Origin of the sequence: Terrirhizobium terrae (genome assembly GCF_030323265.1) — a bacterium.
GTDB lineage: Bacteria > Pseudomonadota > Alphaproteobacteria > Rhizobiales > Rhizobiaceae > Neorhizobium.
In genome coordinates this window covers 770,001-787,725 of sequence record NZ_CP104991.1, presented here as the reverse complement: position 1 = coordinate 787,725, position 17,725 = coordinate 770,001, and the positions used below count along the sequence as shown (strand labels likewise).

General features: G+C 61.0%; 10 protein-coding genes and 5 pseudogenes (1 of these 15 running past the window's edge). 11 read left to right on the top strand and 4 right to left on the bottom strand.

The features are described 5' to 3' along the window. Nucleotides 1–4 precede the first annotated feature (4 nt). The 3 genes and pseudogenes from N7E02_RS07840 to N7E02_RS07830 all read right to left on the bottom strand — a co-directional run bounded on the left by N7E02_RS07840 (nt 5) and on the right by N7E02_RS07830 (nt 4,395). A pseudogene (locus N7E02_RS07840) lies at nt 5–1,062 on the bottom strand (ABC transporter ATP-binding protein). Next, nucleotides 1,059–3,290: an ABC transporter permease gene (locus tag N7E02_RS07835; protein WP_286578730.1), complete on the bottom strand. Its 2,232-nt coding sequence runs from the start codon at nt 3,288–3,290 to the stop codon at nt 1,059–1,061. The pseudogene N7E02_RS07840 and the gene N7E02_RS07835 overlap by 4 nt, the downstream one beginning before the upstream one ends. Before the next feature lie 79 nt (nt 3,291–3,369). Then, complete coding sequence (locus N7E02_RS07830) at nt 3,370–4,395, bottom strand: ABC transporter substrate-binding protein (protein ID WP_286578729.1); 1,026 nt, start codon at nt 4,393–4,395, stop codon at nt 3,370–3,372. A gap of 200 nt (nt 4,396–4,595) precedes the next feature. Here N7E02_RS07830 and N7E02_RS07825 point away from each other — a divergent pair, with 200 nt between their 5' ends. Continuing rightward, nucleotides 4,596–5,597: a LacI family DNA-binding transcriptional regulator gene (locus N7E02_RS07825; RefSeq protein ID WP_286578728.1), complete on the top strand. Its 1,002-nt coding sequence runs from the start codon at nt 4,596–4,598 to the stop codon at nt 5,595–5,597. 118 nt (nt 5,598–5,715) lie between these two features. Here the strand turns inward: N7E02_RS07825 and N7E02_RS07820 are convergent, their stop codons facing one another. Next, nucleotides 5,716–6,636 carry a LacI family DNA-binding transcriptional regulator gene (locus N7E02_RS07820; protein WP_286578727.1) on the bottom strand — a complete coding sequence of 307 codons (921 nt, stop codon included), beginning with the start codon at nt 6,634–6,636 and terminating at the stop codon, nt 5,716–5,718. Nucleotides 6,637–6,806: 170 nt separating this feature from the next. On the opposite strand from N7E02_RS07820, the gene iolG reads away from it, so the two are divergent. The 10 genes and pseudogenes from iolG to N7E02_RS07770 all read left to right on the top strand — a co-directional run. Then, on the top strand, nt 6,807–7,799 hold the full coding sequence (gene iolG, locus N7E02_RS07815; RefSeq protein WP_286578726.1) for an inositol 2-dehydrogenase: 993 nt from the start codon (nt 6,807–6,809) through the stop codon (nt 7,797–7,799). Nucleotides 7,800–7,943: 144 nt separating this feature from the next. Further along, a pseudogene (locus N7E02_RS07810) lies at nt 7,944–8,868 on the top strand (sugar ABC transporter substrate-binding protein). 66 nt (nt 8,869–8,934) lie between these two features. After that, nucleotides 8,935–10,041: an ABC transporter permease gene (locus N7E02_RS07805; protein WP_286578725.1), complete on the top strand. Its 1,107-nt coding sequence runs from the start codon at nt 8,935–8,937 to the stop codon at nt 10,039–10,041. A gap of 2 nt (nt 10,042–10,043) precedes the next feature. Next, nucleotides 10,044–10,823 (top strand): ATP-binding cassette domain-containing protein, encoded by a 780-nt coding sequence (locus tag N7E02_RS07800; RefSeq protein ID WP_286578724.1) that lies wholly within the window; start codon nt 10,044–10,046, stop codon nt 10,821–10,823. 10 nt (nt 10,824–10,833) lie between these two features. Continuing rightward, nucleotides 10,834–11,967, top strand: coding sequence for a Gfo/Idh/MocA family protein (locus N7E02_RS07795; protein WP_286578723.1), 1,134 nt, complete (start codon nt 10,834–10,836; stop codon nt 11,965–11,967). Beyond that, a pseudogene (locus N7E02_RS07790) lies at nt 11,964–13,888 on the top strand (bifunctional 5-dehydro-2-deoxygluconokinase/5-dehydro-2-deoxyphosphogluconate aldolase). Before N7E02_RS07795 ends, N7E02_RS07790 begins: the two are co-directional and overlap by 4 nt. Further along, the gene (iolD, locus tag N7E02_RS07785) at nt 13,885–15,717 is read left to right on the top strand and encodes a 3D-(3,5/4)-trihydroxycyclohexane-1,2-dione acylhydrolase (decyclizing) (protein WP_286578722.1); all 1,833 of its coding nucleotides are present in this window, start codon (nt 13,885–13,887) and stop codon (nt 15,715–15,717) included. Before N7E02_RS07790 ends, iolD begins: the two are co-directional and overlap by 4 nt. A 10-nt stretch (nt 15,718–15,727) precedes the next feature. Beyond that, nucleotides 15,728–16,623 (top strand): annotated as a pseudogene (gene iolE, locus N7E02_RS07780) (myo-inosose-2 dehydratase). 24 nt (nt 16,624–16,647) lie between these two features. After that, complete coding sequence (gene iolB, locus N7E02_RS07775; protein WP_286578721.1) at nt 16,648–17,445, top strand: 5-deoxy-glucuronate isomerase; 798 nt, start codon at nt 16,648–16,650, stop codon at nt 17,443–17,445. A gap of 25 nt (nt 17,446–17,470) precedes the next feature. After that, a pseudogene (locus N7E02_RS07770) lies at nt 17,471–17,725 on the top strand (TIM barrel protein); it runs 536 nt beyond the window's last position.

Genomic DNA, 17,725 nt, shown 5'->3' with positions numbered 1-17,725 from the left:
ATCCTCACTGCGCGATGATGGCGATGCCGCGGTTTTTCAGGCCGATGGCAACACGCGTTCCGGGGGCAAGTGGGCGATCGATCGACGGGTCCACGATAAACAGGGTCCCGCCGCTCGTTTCCGCCTCGTATTCGATATGATCGCCGAGATAGGCCGCGTGGCTGATCCGCCCCGGAAAGGCAGCCGTTTCCGCCGGTTCCAGCGTGATGGCGCTGGGGCGCACGGCCAACTGGCTCTTGCCGGGCCGAGCCCCTCGTGCCGGCACAACATGTTGCAGCCCTTCAATGCTGATCGTCGCTTCTGCCCCACGGACATCGATAACCTCACAGGGCACGACGTTTGCTTCGCCGATGAAATCCGCGATGAAGGGAGAGGCGGGCGCTTCATACAGTTCCCGCGGCGAGCCCTGCTGGGCGATCTCGCCATCCTTCATAACAATGATCTGGTCGGAGACGGCAAGCGCTTCGTCCTGATCATGCGTGACATAAACGGCGGTGAACTGCAGCCGCTGCTGGAGCTCGCGGATTTCCGTGCGCACCCGGCGACGCAGGCGAGCGTCGAGATTGGAGAGCGGTTCATCGAGCAGCAGGACCTGCGGTTCGAGAACCAGCGCGCGGGCGACCGCCACACGTTGCTGCTGGCCACCCGACAATTCTGCCGGAAGCCGCCCGCCCATGCCGGCGAGGCCGACGAGTTCGAGGCCGTGTTCGGCCTTTTGCCGGGCCTCCTTTTCGAAAGCCCGGAAGCTTCCAGGCCGTAGGCGACATTGTCGAGCGAATTCATATGCGGAAATAGCGCATAGGACTGGAACACCATCGACACGTCACGCTCATTTGCCGGCAGCATGGTCACATCCTTGCCGCCGATCATGATGCGGCCGGAGGTCGGGTGTTCGAGACCCGCGAGCATGCGCAAGGTAGTCGTCTTGCCGCAGCCTGAGGGGCCGAGCAAGGTTACCAGCGTGCCGGGTTCAACGGTCAGCGACAGGTCATGGATAGCCGTGAAAGCGCCGAAGGATTTGCGCACATTCTGGAACGTGACCGAACCGGCATTTCTGGTCATGCGGTTTTCTCCTTGGGCTGGGCTGTCGGAAGACGGACGCGCGATGCCGAGATACGGTTTTCCCGCCGCAGCCGCCGTTCGCCGACCAGAAGCTGGAAGCCGGTGATGACAGTGATCATCACTACGATCAGCATTGAGGAATAGGCGATGGCGACACCGTATTCGCCATTCTCAACCAGCCCGACGATATAGGATGTCGCCATGTTGTACTGGGCGCTGACGAGAAACACGACGGCGCTGATCGAGGTGATGGCACGCACGAAGGAATAGACCAGTGCTGCGGTGATGGCGGGACGAAGAAGCGGCAGGATCACCTTGCGGGCGGTGCGGAAACTGGTGGCGCGCAATGTCATCGAGGCTTCGTCGAGACTCTTGTCGAGCTGGCTCATCGTCGCGATGCCGCCGCGCACGCCGACCGGCATGTTGCGAAACACGAAGCAGGCAATCAGAATCAGCGCCGTGCCTGTCATTTCCAGCGGCGGCAGGTTGAAGGCCATGATGTAGCTGATGCCGATGACGGTGCCGGGAATGGCAAAGCTCATCATCAGTGCGAATTCGAACAGTTCGCGCCCTGCGAATTTCTGCCGCACGATTACATAGGCCGTGGCAAGCCCGACTGCGGCTGTCAGCGGGGCGGCGATCAGCGCGATCTTCATCGTCGTCCAGAACGAATTCCACGCGACGCCGGTCCATACCAGTGAGCCATCGCGGAAGGTAATGGAAAAGGCCTTGGCGTAATGGGCAAGGGTCAGGCTGTTGTCGAGGCCCCAGGTTTTGACGAAGCCGCCGAACAGGATCATGCCGTAAACGACCAGCGTAAAAATGATCCACGGGATAACCACGGCATGCACACCGATCGACAACGGCCGGGGCAGGGCGATATGCGCGCCGCTATCGCCCTTGCCGGTGACGGTGGCAAAATTCTTGCCAGACAGCCAGAGGCGCTGGGCGAGGAAGGCGGAGAGCGTGAAGCCGAGCAAGATCATGGCGAGCACGGCGGCGCGGGCCGGATCGTTCTGCGAACCGACGACGGCAAAAAAGATCTCGGTCGACAGGACCCCGTGGCTACCGCCCAGCACGAGCGGATTGCCGAAATCGGCCATGCTTTCGATGAAGCCGATCAAAAAGGCATTGGCGAGGCCGGGTTTCATCAGCGGCAGCGAGACCCGCCAGAAGGTGCGCCAGCGATCGGCGCGCAGGGTCTGCGAGGCTTCTTCCATCGACGGGCTGACGCCTTCAACGACGCCGATCAGCACCAGGAAGGAAATCGGCGTGAATGACAGGACCTGTGCGATCCAGATACCGGTGAGGCCATAGAGCCAGCGGCTCGGTTCGATGCCGAACGTGGCGGAGAGGCCCTGCGTGACGATGCCGGCGCGGCCGAAGAGAAGCGTCAGCGCCAGACCGATCACAAAGGGTGGGGTGATGATCGGCAGGATGGTCAGGAGCCGCAGGCCTTTCTTGAAGGCAAAGCGCGTGCGGGTGGCGACCAGCGCGAAGGCAAGGCCGAGCGCGGTCGAACCCGCAGCCGTCATGATGGCTAGGAACAGCGTGCGCCATGCCACGCCGCAGCGCGCGCCGCCGATGATGCAATCAAGGCTCCAGATCGACGGGTCGATAATGTTTCGGGAAAACCCGTCGAAACTGACCGAGCCGTCGAAATCCTGAAAGGCGCCGATGAACATCGATCCGATCGGGTAGAACACGAAGACAGCGACGAGAAAGACCAGCATGGAAATGGTGGCGACCACAAAGGCATCGCCCCGCATGACGCCGCGTTCGGCAAGGCCGAAGGAAAACATCAGCACGAAGCAGATGGCGGAGAGAACCGCACCCGCTCCCATCGACGGCTGACCATCGGCAAGCGGGCCGAAGATTGTTTCGCTGATCGTCCACGTGAAGCCCGTGGCGCCGATCGCCAACCCTTGCAGAGCCAGGAAAAGCACGCCGAAGCCACCGGCAAGAGCGAGCATTTTGCCTCGGCGCATCGGATCGGCGATGAACCGTGCGGCAAGTGCATGCACGTCGGCGACCAGAACCGCGATTAGCCAAACACGGCCATGCTGGAAAATCTGCAGTATGCCGGGTGCCGCCGCCGGCTCTCCGGGAAAGTCGGAGAGCCATGTAAAGGCATAAAAACCCTGTTCAATGCGATACCAGGGAACGAGCAGCATAGCGGCAGCGCCAAGCGCCAGCACGATATCCAGTCTGTGATTGCGATTGTTCATGGTTCGATGCGACCTCATCACAGGACAAGTCGATCATGCCGCGCTACGGCCAGCCGAAGCGCGGCAAATACGGATGGGATCAGTTGGCGTTGGCGCCGATTTCATTGTCCCAGCGTTCGAGCAGCTTTTTGCGCTCGGTCGGGTCGCCATAGGTCTTGAAGTCGTAATCGATCAGCTTGATGTCCTCGAAGCGCGGAGACTCCTTGGGAACCTCGGCTTGTCTGTTGGACGGAAGCTGGAAGGATTTTGCCTCCTTCATGTGCGACTGCACCTCGGCCGTTAGCGCCCAGTCATACCATTTCCTGGCGCTGTCCAGATTGCGGGCACCTTTGACAATCGACATCGAGCCGATCTCGTAACCTGTGCCCTCGCAAGGTGCGATCGACTTGACCGGAAAGCCCTCGACTGTTTGGGCTACCGCATCATGCATGAAGACGATGCCGAGGCCGGTTTCGCCGCGTGCGGCCGCCTTCACCGGCGCTGAGCCGGATTTGGTATATTGCGAAACATTGGCGTTGAGCTGTCTCAAGTAATCGAACGCCTTGTCCTCGCCCATGATCTGCACGAGCGATGCCAGCGCCGTATAGGCCGTGCCGGACGAATTGGGATTGGCCATCTGGATCTCGCCGTTAAGCGCAGGGTCGAGAAGATCGGCCCAGCATTTGGGCTCCTTGTAGTTCTTCTGCTTGAACAGATCGGTATTGTAACCCCAGCCCAGTGCGCCGGCATAAACGCCGACGGTCTTGTAGCCGGAGCTTTCCGCCTGCTTTTTCGCCCAGTCCTGTAATTCGTCGAGATGCGGCGACTTGTATTCCTGTGTCAGGCCTTCCGATGCCGCCTGAAGATGCGGGTCGCCGGTGCCCGCCCACCAGATATCGGTTTTCGGATTGCGAGCCTCGGCGCGTATCTTTGCATAGGTTTCGCCCGAAGACAGCCGCACCATGTTGACCTTGATGCTGGTGTCCTTCTCGAACATCTGCTGCATCATCTCGCAGATCACGACATCGGCAGAGCAGATGAGGTTGAGTTCTTCGGCAGCACGGGTGTTCGGCGCATTCATTGTCAGGCCGGCAAAAGCGACCGACGCCATCACAGCAAGACGCATGATAATCCTCCCAGATTGAGTGACGCCTCCACATCACTTCGCTCTTGCAAGCGTGTGCAATCGTTCCATGAAGGCGTGCTTGTTGTCAATCATCTTCGTCGACAGGGTACTGTAGACTCCGTTTGGAGGGCAGGTGATCGAATTACAAGAGTGTTGCACGCGATTGCAATTGCGGGCATGAAGTGTCCAAGGAGTGATGTGTGAGCGGCAAGATATTCATCAGTGCGAAGGAAGTTGCAGACCGTGCCGGCGTATCCCGTTCCGCGGTCTCGCGCACGTTTACGCCTGGTGCGAGCGTTTCGGATGAAACCCGTCGCCGCGTCATCGAAGCGGCAGAGGCACTAGGCTATCACGTCAACCATCTCGCGCGCAGTCTAACGCGCAACGAAAGCGGTATTGTCTGCCTTATCGTATCAGAACTCGATACGCCTTATAGGGCGAGCCTCATTCGAGCTTTGACGCGACGACTCCAGAGCGCGTCAAAAATCGCAATGCTGATCAACACCGATCGGTCGGATGACAGTGTCGACCAGGCACTGCGTCAGGCGATCAGTTATCGTGCGGACGCGTCAATCATCCTTTCCGGCATGCCCGACAAATCCATCACTGAACGCTGTGTTAACAGCGGACAGCGCATGGTGCTGATCAATCGCGATGAACGACGTGACGGTGCCTTGATGATCAACCTTTATGATCGCGAGGCGGCGAAAAGGGCTTTCATCGCCTTCTTGAGGGCAGGTTGCCAGAATTTCGCGTTCGCCAATTCCGACGTGGGTACGCCGAGCTTGATGGCGCGTGAGGAAGGTTTTCGGTCAGCGGCGCTCGAACAAGGCCTTGACGTCAAAGTCGAACGTTTCGGCCCCACACGCTACCAGAGTGGTGTGGTTCTGGCCCAACGGTTGCTCACCCGCGAAAAGCGGCCAGATGCGGTATTCTGCGCGAACGATCTTCTGGCCTGCGGGCTGATGGACGCAGCACGAAACCAGTTCAAGCTTCGCATTCCCGAGGACTTATGCGTGATCGGCTTTGACGACATAGAACAGTCGTCGTGGTCCTCCTACGATCTCACGACATTCACGCAACCGGTTGACCGCATCGCCGACGAAGCGGTTTCCTGGCTCGCTCAGCCAATGGCGACCAATGGCGGCTCGCGCAAGCTTGAGGCCGAGCTTGTTTGGCGAGGATCGGTTCGAGGCGGCTAGTCCTGGAGCGCTTTTCTTCAGGCGCTTTGCCGGGCGATCAGTCGGCCTGCGAAGAGTCGATCGAGATCGCCCCCTTCGGCGCTGCCTAACACCTCGACGAGATATTCCGCCATGTCCGTCAGGGGCTGGCGGTAGGTGGTAAGCCGGTAATTGGCCCCTCCGCCTGCGGGACGTCGTCAAAACCCGTAATGGCAATGTCCTCGGGGATGCGCAGGCCGAGCTTGTGGCGGATCACATCGGTCGCGCCGATCGCCAGCGCATCGTTCTCGCAGACGAGAATGTCTGGAAGCATTGCCGCCTCGCGACCCGCGAGCGTGTTTTCGACGATCCCGGCGGCGAGTGCCGGATCATAGGCGGAGACCGAAACCGTTTCGGGTTCACTGCCGAAATGCTGGCGCCAATAGTCCATGAAGGTCTCCTTGCGCAGCAGATGCGCGGAGGACGTCCGCGGGCCGGCCAGGAACATCGGCCGGCGATAGCCGCGCTCATGCACGTAATTGGCGATTTCCTTCATGGCTTGGACATCATCGACGGCGATCGAGATCGTGTCCGGATTGCGTGACGTTCGGGCGAAGATGATGAGCTTGCGAAACCGGCGGGCGTGCAAGGCCGTGTCCAGAACCTCGTCGTCGAACTGGATGCCGATCAGGATAACCGCGTCGACACGGCGCTGGCTGGCGTTCAGCAGCGCGTGGCCGGCATCGTCGCGGCCGAGCGTGTTGACCAGCAGGATGTCCCAGCCCTCGCGCCGCAAGATGCGGGTCAGTCGCTCCATCATCACCAGCTTGTGCGGGTTGGCGAAATCGTCGATCAGCAGCGCCACCAGGTTGGAGCGGTCCGAAGCTAGGCTCGCAGCTCTGAGGTCGGGCACATAGCCCAGGCGCTCAGCCGCAATGCGCACCTTTTCCAGGCTCTTCGATGAAATCGAGGCGTCCTTGCGAAATGCACGGTTGACGGTCCAGCGAGACACGCCGGCTTCCGCGGCTACGTCGTCGGCTGTGATGTTTCCTGCGAAGGCGGGCTTCTTCTCGTCCGGCATCTCGATCTCCCGAATCCGTCGTGGATCGGTTCTCTTACATTCATAACGGTTTTTTCGGATCCTTTGAAATTAATTTTGCTCGCGTGAGCAAAATCGCTCTTGCTCACGCGAGCAAAAATTGCAATGCTTTGTCCTGAGGCGGTCGGGAGCCGCCTTTTGGGAGATTGACAGTGCTAAAAGTCGGATTGCTCGGCGCCGGCCGCATCGGTCGCATGCATGCCATCAATATTGTCGGTCACGCGCGCAGCCAGCTGGTTGCCGTGTCCGATGTGAACGAGGAGGCGGCACGGTCCTTGGCTGATGCCCACGATGCAAAAGCTACCACTTCCGAAGAGATTTTAGGCGACGCGTCGATCGACGCCGTGCTGATCGCAACCTCCACGGACACGCATTCAGACCTGATCGAAAAGGCGACGGCGGCGGGAAAGGCCGTACTGTGCGAGAAGCCGGTCGACTTGTCGCTGCAGCGTGCACAGGCCTGCCTTGACGTCGTTTCGAGAGGCGGCGTTCCGGTCATGATCGGCTTTAACCGCCGCTTCGATCCCAACTTTGCGGCGGTCAAGGCATCAATCGCCGCAGGCGAGATCGGCAAACCGGAGCTCCTGTCAGTCACGTCTTTCGATCCGGCACCGCCCCCGGTCGCCTACATCAAAGTGTCGGGCGGCCTGTTCCGCGATATGATGATTCACGATTTCGACATGGCGAACTTTCTGATGGGCGATGCGCCGAAGACGGTGCATGCCGCCGGTACTTCGATTGTCGATCCGGAAATCGGCAAGGCAGGTGATGTTGATACAGCCGTGGTGACGCTGACATATGCAGATGGACGCATCGCGGTCATCAAGAACAGCCGCCGTGCGGCCTATGGTTACGATCAGCGTGTCGAACTGCTCGGATCGGAAGGCCTGCTTACGGCCGGAAACGTGCTGGAGAACACGGTTTCCAAGGCTACCAAGCAGGGCGTCAGCAGCGCCAAGCCGGAATTCTTTTTCCTCGAACGCTACATGCGCGCCTATGTGGCGGAATGGGATGCCTTTGTCGCCGCCATTCTTGACGGGGCGACCATTCCGGTAACGCTCAAGGACGGGGTTGCGGCACTGGCGGTCGCCGAGGCGGCGACGCAATCGGTGAAATCCGGCCAGCCGGTCGCGCTCGGCGGATGAGTGGGACGGTGACGGTTAGCGCCGTCGGACAGGGAAATGCTGCGGAGCAGGGAGTGTGCCGCAGGCTTTCGGTGCCGGTCCCGCATGGCCGGATGGACGGGGCGTCTGGGAATGACGCTTTTGGAACTCAATTGGGAGGAAGTCATGAAGAAATTGCTTGCAGCCGCAGCAACGGTGGCGCTCGTCGCCGCCGCAGGTCCTGTGCTCGCCACCGACATCATCGTCGTGGCCCATGGTCAGGCGAACGACCCGTTCTGGTCGGTGGTCAAGAACGGCGCGGAAAAGGCGGCAAAGGATACCGGCGTGAACGTCGAGTTCCGCTCGCCGGAAACATTTGACATGGTCGCCATGGGGCAGCTGATCGACGCCGCCGTCAATCAGGATCCGGACGGCCTTGTCGTGTCTATCCCGGATGGCGATGCGCTCGGCCCGGCCATCAAGCGCGCCGTCGATGCCGGCATCCCTGTCATTTCAATGAATTCCGGCTCGGATGTCGCCCACAAGCTCGGTGCCAAGCTGCATGTTGGCCAGTCGGAATTCGACGCCGGCAAGGTGGCCGGAGCCAAACTCGCCGAGATGGGCGGCACGAAGGCCATCTGCGTCAACCAGGAAGTCGGCAACGTTTCGCTCGACCAGCGTTGCGCCGGTTTCACCGAAGGTTTCGGCAAGGAAGTGAAGGTCCTGCCGACCAGCAATGATCCGACCGAAGTCGAGATCCAAGGTGCGCGCGGCGCTGGAATCCGACAAGGACGTCAATGTCATCCTCTCGCTCAACGCCTCGCTGGTCGGAGAACCGGCCGTCAAGGCGGCGCAGGCACTCGGTCGCGATGACGTGCTGATCTCTACCTTCGACATGTCCGCCGGCTTCCTCAAGGATGTCGCCGATGGCAAGGCGGCCTTCTCGATCGATCAGCAGCAATATCTCCAGGGTTACCTGCCGGTCGCCTTCCTTGCCCTCAACGCGGAATACGGCCTCATGCCCGGCGGTGACGTGCCGTCCGGTCCGAACCTCGTGACCAAGGAAACGGCTGCCAAGGTCATTGATCTTTCGGCCAAGGGCATCCGCTAACCACACGGTTCACCGGGCCGCCGCGCGTCCCGCCGCGGCCCGGGTGCTGATCCAGGAGACAGGTCAATGTCCACACAGACGCTGGCGCGCGCGGACGAGCGGGTAAAATCCGAGTCCCTTGTCGCGAAACTCATGAAACGGCCGGAACTCGGCGCCATCGGGGGCGTGGTCCTCGTCACAATCTTCTTCATGATCACCGCCGACAGCACCATGTTCACGCTGTCGGGTGTGATGAACTTCATGACGCCGGCCGCCCAGCTCGGCATTCTCGGCATTGCCGCTGCGATGCTGATGATCGGCGGTGAATTCGACCTGTCGATCGGCTCCATGGTGGCCTTCGCCGGCATGATCTTCGGTGTCTTCGTCGTCAATGTCGGCATGCCGCTCATCATCGCAGTCCCGCTGACGCTCGGCATCGCCGCCGCGCTCGGCGCGACCAACGGCATGGTCGTACTGCGCACCGGCCTGCCATCCTTCATCGTCACGCTCGCCGGCCTTTTCATCCTTCGAGGGGCAGCGCTGGTCGGCCTGAAACTCTTCACCGGTGGTTCCACCCAGTTGCGCGGCATCCGCGATGCCGTCGAGGGTGATTTTCTGGCCCAGATCTTTTCCGGTGATGCCTTCGGCTTCCTGATGCGCTGGCTGGCGGAAGCCGGGATCGTTGACAGTTTCAAGTCCGGCGTGCCGAAAGTGCCGGGCATTCCGGTTGAAATCCTCTGGTTCGTCGCCTTTGCAGCGATCGCAACTTACGTCTTGCTGCGAACGCCTGCCGGTAACTGGATCTTTGCGACCGGCGGCGATGCTTTCGCGGCGCAGAATTCCGGCGTGCCGGTGCGTCGGGTCAAGATCTCGCTGTTCATGCTGACGGCGGTTGCTGCCGCCCTGGTTGCGATCATCACTGTCATCGATGCCGGCTCCACCGATGCCCGCCGCGGCTTCATGAAGGAATTCGAGGCGATCATCGCGGCCGTCATTGGCGGCTGCCTGCTGACCGGCGGTTACGGCTCCGCCATCGGTGCCTTCTTCGGTGCGATCATCTTCGGCATGGTCACGATCGGCCTGACCTACACCAAGTTCGACCAGGACTGGTTCCAGGTTTTCCTCGGCGCGATGCTGCTGCTCGCCGTCATCTTCAACAACGTCATCCGTCGACGTGTGACCGGGGAGCGCTGACAATGTCCGCACCGATCATCCATATGGAAAACATCAAGAAGCATTATGGCAATGTCATTGCGCTGAACGGTGTGACCTTCGACGTGCGCGCAGGCGAATGCCATTGCCTGCTCGGCGATAACGGCGCCGGCAAATCCACCTTCATCAAGACCATGTCGGGCGTACACAAGCCGACAGAAGGCTCCATCGCCTTCGAAGGCAGGCCGCTCTCCTTCAACAGTCCGCGCGACGCAATGGAAGCCGGTATCGCCACCGTGTTTCAGGATCTCGCCATGATCCCGCTAATGTCGGTGACACGCAACTTCTTCATGGGGCGCGAACCGACCAAGGGCAGGGGCCTGTTCAAGCGGTTCGATATCGATACCGCCAATGAGATCACCATGGCGGAGATGCGCAAGATGGGCATCAACCTGCGTGGTCCCGATCAGGCCGTCGGCACGCTGTCCGGCGGTGAGCGGCAGACCGTGGCGATCGCCCGTGCCGTCTATTTCGGGGCCAAGGTCCTGATCCTCGATGAGCCGACCTCGGCGCTCGGCGTACGCCAGACCGCCAACGTTCTCGCCACAATCAACCGGGTTCGGGCGCAGGGTATCGGCGTCGTGTTCATCTCCCACAATGTCCGCCATGCCATGGCGGTCGGTGACCGGTTCACGGTGCTCAATCGTGGCCAGACGCTCGGCACCGCAACCCGTGGCGAAATCAACGCCGCCCAGCTTCAGGACATGATGGCAGGCGGACAGGAAATGGCCGAGCTGGAAGGTTCGCTCGGCGGAACGATCTGAGGCATTTTTCATGGTACAGACGAAAACTCTGCCGGATCGTCCGCTTGGCATCGCATTGATCGGCACCGGCTTCATGGGCAAATGCCACGCCATGGCATGGCGCAATGTCGCCACCGTCTTTGGTGGTGCCCATCACCGGCTGGAAGTGCTTTCCGATGCAACGGAGGACAGTGCCGAGCGGTTTGCCCGGCAGTTCGGCTTTGCCCGCGCCACCGCGCGCTGGGAGGAAGCTGTCACCGATCCGAAGGTGGATGTGGTGTCGATCACGGCGCCGAACGGCATGCACCGACCGATGGCCGAGGCAGCATTGAAAGCCGGAAAACATGTCTGGCTGGAAAAGCCGATGGCGCTGACGCTCGGCGATGCCGAGTCGATGGCGACGGCGGCCGCCGCCCATCCAGGTCAGGCGACCATGCTCGGTTACAACTATCTCAGAAGCCCCGCTTTCCAGGCGGCGCGCAAGCTGATCGGCGACGGTGCGATCGGCAAGCCGCTGGCCTTCCGCGGGGTCTATGACGAGGACTATTCCGCCGACCCGCTCCTCCCGTGGTCGTGGCGGATGACTCACGAAGGTGGCGGACTGGGCGCGCTCGGCGATCTCGGCTGCCACCTCGTGAGCCATATGCTGGCGCTGATGGGGCCGGTCGCGGAACTGGTTGCCCAGACACAGGTCGCCGTTCCCACACGCCCGTCGCCGGATGGGCCTAAGCCGGTCGAAAACGAGGACAGCGCGCTCGCCATGCTGCGCTTTACATCCGGCGCGCATGGCTCCTTCGCTACTTCACGTGTCGCTCGTGGTCGAAAATGCCGGCTGCAATGGGAGGTTCATGGCAGTGGCGGGACGATTGTCTTCGATCAGGAGAACATGAACGAGCTTTGGGTGCACCGATCTGGCGAGGCCGGTTTCACGCGCCACCTGACCGGGCCGGATCAGCCCGATTTTGCAGCCTTCTGCCCGGCACCGGGGCACAATTTTGGTTTCAACGAACAGAAGGTGGTCGAGGCGCGTGATCTGCTGGTGGCGATCGCCGGTGGGGTGAATGCAGGCCCGGATTTCGCGCAGGGGCTGGAGATCGAAAAGGTCATCCACGCCATGGCGGCTTCAAACGGCAGCACAATTCGCATCGAAAGGCAGACGACATGACGAAGAAACTCGACGTCATCACCATCGGCCGCGCCGGCGTCGATCTTTACGGGGCGCAGATCGGCGGGCGTCTGGAGGATATGGGCTCGTTCGAGAAATATATCGGTGGTTCGCCCACCAACATCGCCTGCGGCAGCGCGCGGCTCGGATTGAAGACGGCCTTGATCAGCCGGGTCGGCAACGAGCACATGGGGCGCTTCATCCTCGAGCAGTTGAAGCGCGAGGGGTCTCGACCGAGGGCGTGAAGACCGATCCCGAGCGTCTGACGGCACTGGTCATCCTCGGCATTCGCGACGACAGCCAATTTCCGCTGATTTTTTATCGCGAAAACTGCGCCGACATGGCGCTGTGTGAAGACGATATCGACGAGGATTTTATCGCGTCTGCCCGCGCTGTCGTCGTCACCGGCACGCATCTGAGCAATACGCGCACCGAAGCCGCCGTCCTCAAGGCGCTGAAACTGGCCCGCAAGCATGGCCTGCGTACGGCGCTCGACATCGACTATCGCCCCAATCTCTGGGGCGTAGCTGGCCATGATGATGGCGAAAGCCGGTTTGTCGAAAGCGCCAGGGTCACGGCCCGGCTGCAGACAAGCCTGCACCTGTTCGACCTGATCGTCGGCACCGAAGAGGAATTTCATATCGCCGGCGGCTCCACCGATACTCTGGAGGCATTGCGTGCTGTGCGCAAGGTGAGTGCTGCAACGCTGGTGTGCAAGCGCGGTCCGCTCGGCGCCACGGCTTTCGAGGACACCATTCCAGCAAGCCTTGATGACGGCCAGAGCGGGCAGGGTTTCCCGATCGAAGTCTTCAACGTGCTCGGTGCCGGTGACGGCTTCTTTTCCGGCCTGTTGCGCGGCTGGATGACCGGTGAGGACTGGCAGACATCGCTGAAATTCGCCAATGCCTGCGGTGCCTTTGCCGTTAGCCGCCATGGCTGCACGCCGGCCTATCCAAGTTTTGAGGAACTGCAGTTTTTCCTGAAACGTGGCGTGGTTAGGCCCGATCTTCGGAATGATCCGGAGCTAGAGCAGTTACATTGGTCGACAACGCGGCAAAGGCGGGTGGATGGCGACTGGTCGACCATGCGTGTCTTTGCCTTCGATCATCGTGTGCAACTGGAGCAGATGCCGGGTTACACCCTGCAAAAGGGCGCGGCCTTCAAGGAACTTTGTCTGCAAGCAGCACTTCGCGTGCAGGCCGGCAATCAGGGGTACGGCATTCTCTGCGACAATCGCATCGGCCGCTCTGCGCTGCATCGCGCTTCCGGTTCGGGCCTGTGGATCGGCCGCCCGGCGGAATGGCCAGGGTCGCGGCCGCTGACACTCGAGCCGGAACTGGGCACGGATTGCGGCACGCTTTCGGAATGGGCGCGTGAGGATATCGTCAAGGTTCTGTGCTTCTGCCATCCGGATGATGACGCGGCAACGCGTGCCGGGCAGGAGGCGACGGTCAAAAGACTGTTTGAAGCAGCACGGCGCAATCGGCTGGAATTCCTGCTGGAAATTATTCCGTCGAAGGTTGGCGCTACCGATGACACCACCGTCGCGACATTGATCCATCAGTTTTATGCGGCCGGCATCTATCCCGACTGGTGGAAGTTAGAACCGATGAAGACCGCGGCGGGCTGGCGGAACGCCATTGCCGCCATCGAGGCGCATGACGGGTTTACGCGCGGCATCGTCGTGCTCGGTCTGGATGCGCCGGAGACGGAACTGTCCGCCAGTTTCGAGGTCGCGGCACAGTTCGATCTGGTCAAGGGTTTTGCGGTCGGCCGCACAATCTTTGGGGATGCCGCGCGGCGCTGGCTTGCCGGTGAGATGACGGATGCCGATGCGGTGGAGGAGATGGCGAAACGCTACCAACGTCTCTGCGCTATCTGGGACAAAGCAAGGGAAAAGGCACAGGAGCAGGCGGCATGAGCACGATAAAACTCACGGCGGCGCAGGCCATGGTAAAATGGCTGGCCGCGCAGATGGCCGAGGACGGTGAACGGTTTGTCGATGGCGTCTGGGCGATCTTTGGCCACGGCAATGTCGCCGGTCTCGGTGAGGCCCTGCAGAAAGCCGGCAACAGCCTGCCGACATGGCGCGGCCAGAACGAACAGACCATGGCGCATGCGGCCATTGCCTATGCCAAGGCGAAAAAACGTCGGCACGTGCAGGCCGTTACCTCGTCGATCGGGCCGGGTGCCACAAACATGGTGACGGCGGCAGCACTCGCGCATGTCAACCGCCTGCCGGTTCTGCTCATCCCCGGCGACGTTTTTGCCAACCGTCGCCCCGATCCGGTTTTGCAGCAGGTCGAGGATTTCGATGATGGCACCGTGTCGGCCAACGACTGCTTTCGTCCGGTCAGCCGGTATTTTGACCGCATCACTCGCCCGGAACAGCTTCTGACGGCTTTGCCGCGAGCGTTGCGGGTGATGACCGATCCCGCCAGTTGCGGGCCGGTGACGCTCTCCTTCTGCCAGGATGTGCAGGCGGAAGCCTATGACTGGCCGGAGCCATTTTTCGAGCCAAAAGTCTGGCGCATCCGCCGACCCGAACCGGATGCCCGTGATCTCGATGACGTCGCGGCGCTGATCCGAACGGCGAAAAATCCGGTCATCGTTGCCGGAGGTGGCGTGATCTACAGTGATGCCGAACAGGATCTTGCCGATTTCACCACGCGCCATGCCATCCCGGTGATCGAAACGCAGGCCGGCAAGTCGGCGCTGCCCCAAAACCATCCGATGAATTTTGGCGCTGCCGGTGTCGATGGTTCGGCCGCCGCCAATGCGCTGGCCCGCAAGGCCGATCTGTTGATCGGCGTCGGCACCCGCTTTCAGGACTTTACCACCGGCTCATGGTCGCTGTTCGAAGCGGAAGGGCGAAAGCTCATCTCCATCAATGTTCAGGCTTATGACGCCGACAAGCACGGTGCGATCGGTCTCGTGGCTGATGCCAAGGCGGCGTTGGCGGCGCTCTCTCAAAAACTTGGAGACCATCGCGCGCCGGAGCCGGATGTCGCCTCCCGCGCGGCGTGGCTTTCCGCTGTTGATCGCCATTGCGCGGCACCGACGGAAGAAGGTTTGCCGAGCGATGCGCAGGTGATCGGTGCGGTGCAACGTGCAACCGGTGAAAACGCCATCGCCATGTGTGCCGCCGGCACCATGCCGGGCGCGTTAAAGCTTCTGTGGCAGCCGAGCCAGGGCGGTTACCACATGGAATACGGCTATTCCTGCATGGGCTACGAGATCGCCGGCGCGATGGGATTGAAGCTGGCGCTGCCGGAGCGCGAGGTGATCTGCTTCGTTGGCGATGGTTCCTACATGATGGCCAATTCGGAACTGGCGACCGCTGTCATGCGCCGTGTGCCGTTCACCGTCGTCCTGACCGATAACAGAGGTTACGGTTGCATCAACCGCCTTCAGCGCGGCACCGGCGGCGAAGCGTTCAACAATCTCTACCGGGATTGCAATATCGAGCAGCAGCCGGAGATTGATTTCGTTGCGCATGCCGGCGCGATGGGCGCTTTCGCTGTGAAGGCGAGGGATATTGCCGATCTCGAAACGCAGATCGCCAATGCCCGTTCTCGCGACATCCCGACCGTCATCGTTATCGATACCGACCCGACTGATGGTCCGGGTTTCGGCGATGCGGGCCATTGGTGGGATGTCGCCGTGCCGGAAGTGGGCACGACCGACAAGCTGAAACAGGCCTACGCAAGCTATCTGGCAAACGCGGCGCGGCAGAACACTGTGAATTGAGGACTTAAAGATGATCCGCTTCGGCACCAATCCCATCGCCTGGGCCAATGACGACGACCAGAGCCTCGGCGCCAACATCCCGACCGAACAGATACTGCGCGAGGCGAGTGAGATCGGCTTCGACGGTATCGAGAACGGTCACCGCTGGCCGAACGAGCCGCAGGCACTGAAGGACCTACTGGGTTCCTATCACCTAGCTTTCGTGTCCGGCTGGTATTCGCTCAACCTGCTGACGCAATCCGTCGAGGACGAGAAAAAACCATCCAGCCGCATCTGGACAAGCTCAAGCACAATAGTTGTACGGTCTGCATCGCCTGCGAAACCTCCAACAGCGTGCAGGGCTTGAACGTGCCGCTGTCGCAAAGCCCGGTTCTATCGGATACGGACATGAAAGTGTTTGGCGCCAAGGTCGAAGAACTGGCCGCTTTCACCGCAAGCCAAGGCATTGCCCTCGTCTACCACCATCATATGGGCACGGTGGTCGAGACGCCGGAGCAGATCGACGCATTTATGGCAGCGACAGGCCCGCAAACGAAACTGCTGTTCGATGCCGGGCATTGCTATTTTGGCGGTAACGGCCGTGATCCGGCGCCGGTTCTTGCGCGTCATGTGGATCGTGTTCGTCACTTCCATGCGAAGAACGTCAGGCCTGCCATCATGCGCCAGGTGCGTGAGGAAGGCCTTTCCTTCATGGACGGCGTGCGTGCCGGCGTGTTTACCGTGCCCGGTGACGAAGAGGGCGGCGTGGAATTCGAGCCTCTGCTGCGGATCTTGAAAAATGCCGGTTACGATGGCTGGATCGTCATCGAGGCCGAGCAGGACCCGGATGTCCGCAACCCCTTCCAATACCAGTCGCTCGGCCTGAAGACGTTGAAGGCCACTGCCACTAGGACCGGTCTCGCCTGAGGAACGAAAAGCAGGAGTTTTGACATGCCCAACCTTCTCCATCGCCCATTCGGCAAACACGGCAAGGTGCACGAGATGACGCCCGCGAGCGCCGGATGGCGTTATGTCGGGTTCTCTCTCTATCGCTTGCGTGCAGGCGAGACGGTGGCAGAAGTGACGGGCGACCGCGAGGTCATTCTGGTCATGGTCGAGGGCAAGGCGAAACTGGAAGGTGGCGGCAAGGTTTGGGGTGTGCTCGGCGAACGCATGAGCGTCTTTGAAAAATCGCCGCCGCATTGCCTCTATCTGCCCAATGGTAGCGACTGGAAAGCCGTGGCTGAGACGGATTGCGTGATCGCGGCCTGCTCAGCGCCGGGCCAGGGAGGTCACGAGGCCCGTCGGATCGGACCGGACGGTATCACCCTCACCCAGCGCGGCGAGGGTACGAACACCCGCTACATCAACAATATCGCCATGGAAAACGAGGATTATTGCGACAGCCTTCTGGTGACCGAAGTGTTCACCCCGGCGGGTCACTGGTCGAGTTATCCGAGCCACCGCCACGACGAGGACGATTTCCCGCGCATCACCTATCTGGAAGAAACCTATTACCACCGCCTCAACCCGGCCGATGGTTTCGGTATCCAGCGGGTCTATACCGACGACCTGCAATTGAACGAAACGATGGCCGTGCATGATGGCGATGTTGTCTGCGTTCCGCGTGGGCATCACCCCTGTGGCGCACCGCACGGTTTCGAGATGTATTATCTGAACGTCATGGCCGGCCCCTTGCGCAAATGGCGTTTTGTCGCGGCGCCTCCGGTCGAGCACCTGATGCGCTAACCTCCCTTCAATCGGGATGATGATAATGGATCAACCGTTTACGCTGGCCGCCTGCGCGGAAATGCTCTGGTGCGATCGTCCGATCGAGTGGCGTTGCGCGCAGCTCAAGGAACTGGGCTTCCAGGTCGGACTATGGAACTGGCCGGATCACGATCTCACAGCGCTGAAAAAATCAGGCGCGACCTTTTCCATCATGAACGGTTATCTGACGGGCCGCCTTGCCGATGATGAAGGTGCCGACGAATTGCTGCGCTCGGCCCGCGAAACGGCGCAGGTCGGC

What these genes read in the sequence shown, in the direction of transcription:
- N7E02_RS07835 (WP_286578730.1), bottom strand. Translation starts at nt 3,290, where the DNA reads ATGAACAATCGCAATCACAGACTGGATATCGTGCTGGCGCTTGGCGCT.
- N7E02_RS07830 (WP_286578729.1), bottom strand. Translation starts at nt 4,395, where the DNA reads ATGCGTCTTGCTGTGATGGCGTCGGTCGCTTTTGCCGGCCTGACAATG.
- N7E02_RS07820 (WP_286578727.1), bottom strand. Translation starts at nt 6,636, where the DNA reads ATGCCGGACGAGAAGAAGCCCGCCTTCGCAGGAAACATCACAGCCGAC.
- N7E02_RS07805 (WP_286578725.1), top strand. Translation starts at nt 8,935, where the DNA reads ATGTCCACACAGACGCTGGCGCGCGCGGACGAGCGGGTAAAATCCGAG.
- N7E02_RS07800 (WP_286578724.1), top strand. Translation starts at nt 10,044, where the DNA reads ATGTCCGCACCGATCATCCATATGGAAAACATCAAGAAGCATTATGGC.
- N7E02_RS07795 (WP_286578723.1), top strand. Translation starts at nt 10,834, where the DNA reads ATGGTACAGACGAAAACTCTGCCGGATCGTCCGCTTGGCATCGCATTG.
- iolD (WP_286578722.1), top strand. Translation starts at nt 13,885, where the DNA reads ATGAGCACGATAAAACTCACGGCGGCGCAGGCCATGGTAAAATGGCTG.
- iolB (WP_286578721.1), top strand. Translation starts at nt 16,648, where the DNA reads ATGCCCAACCTTCTCCATCGCCCATTCGGCAAACACGGCAAGGTGCAC.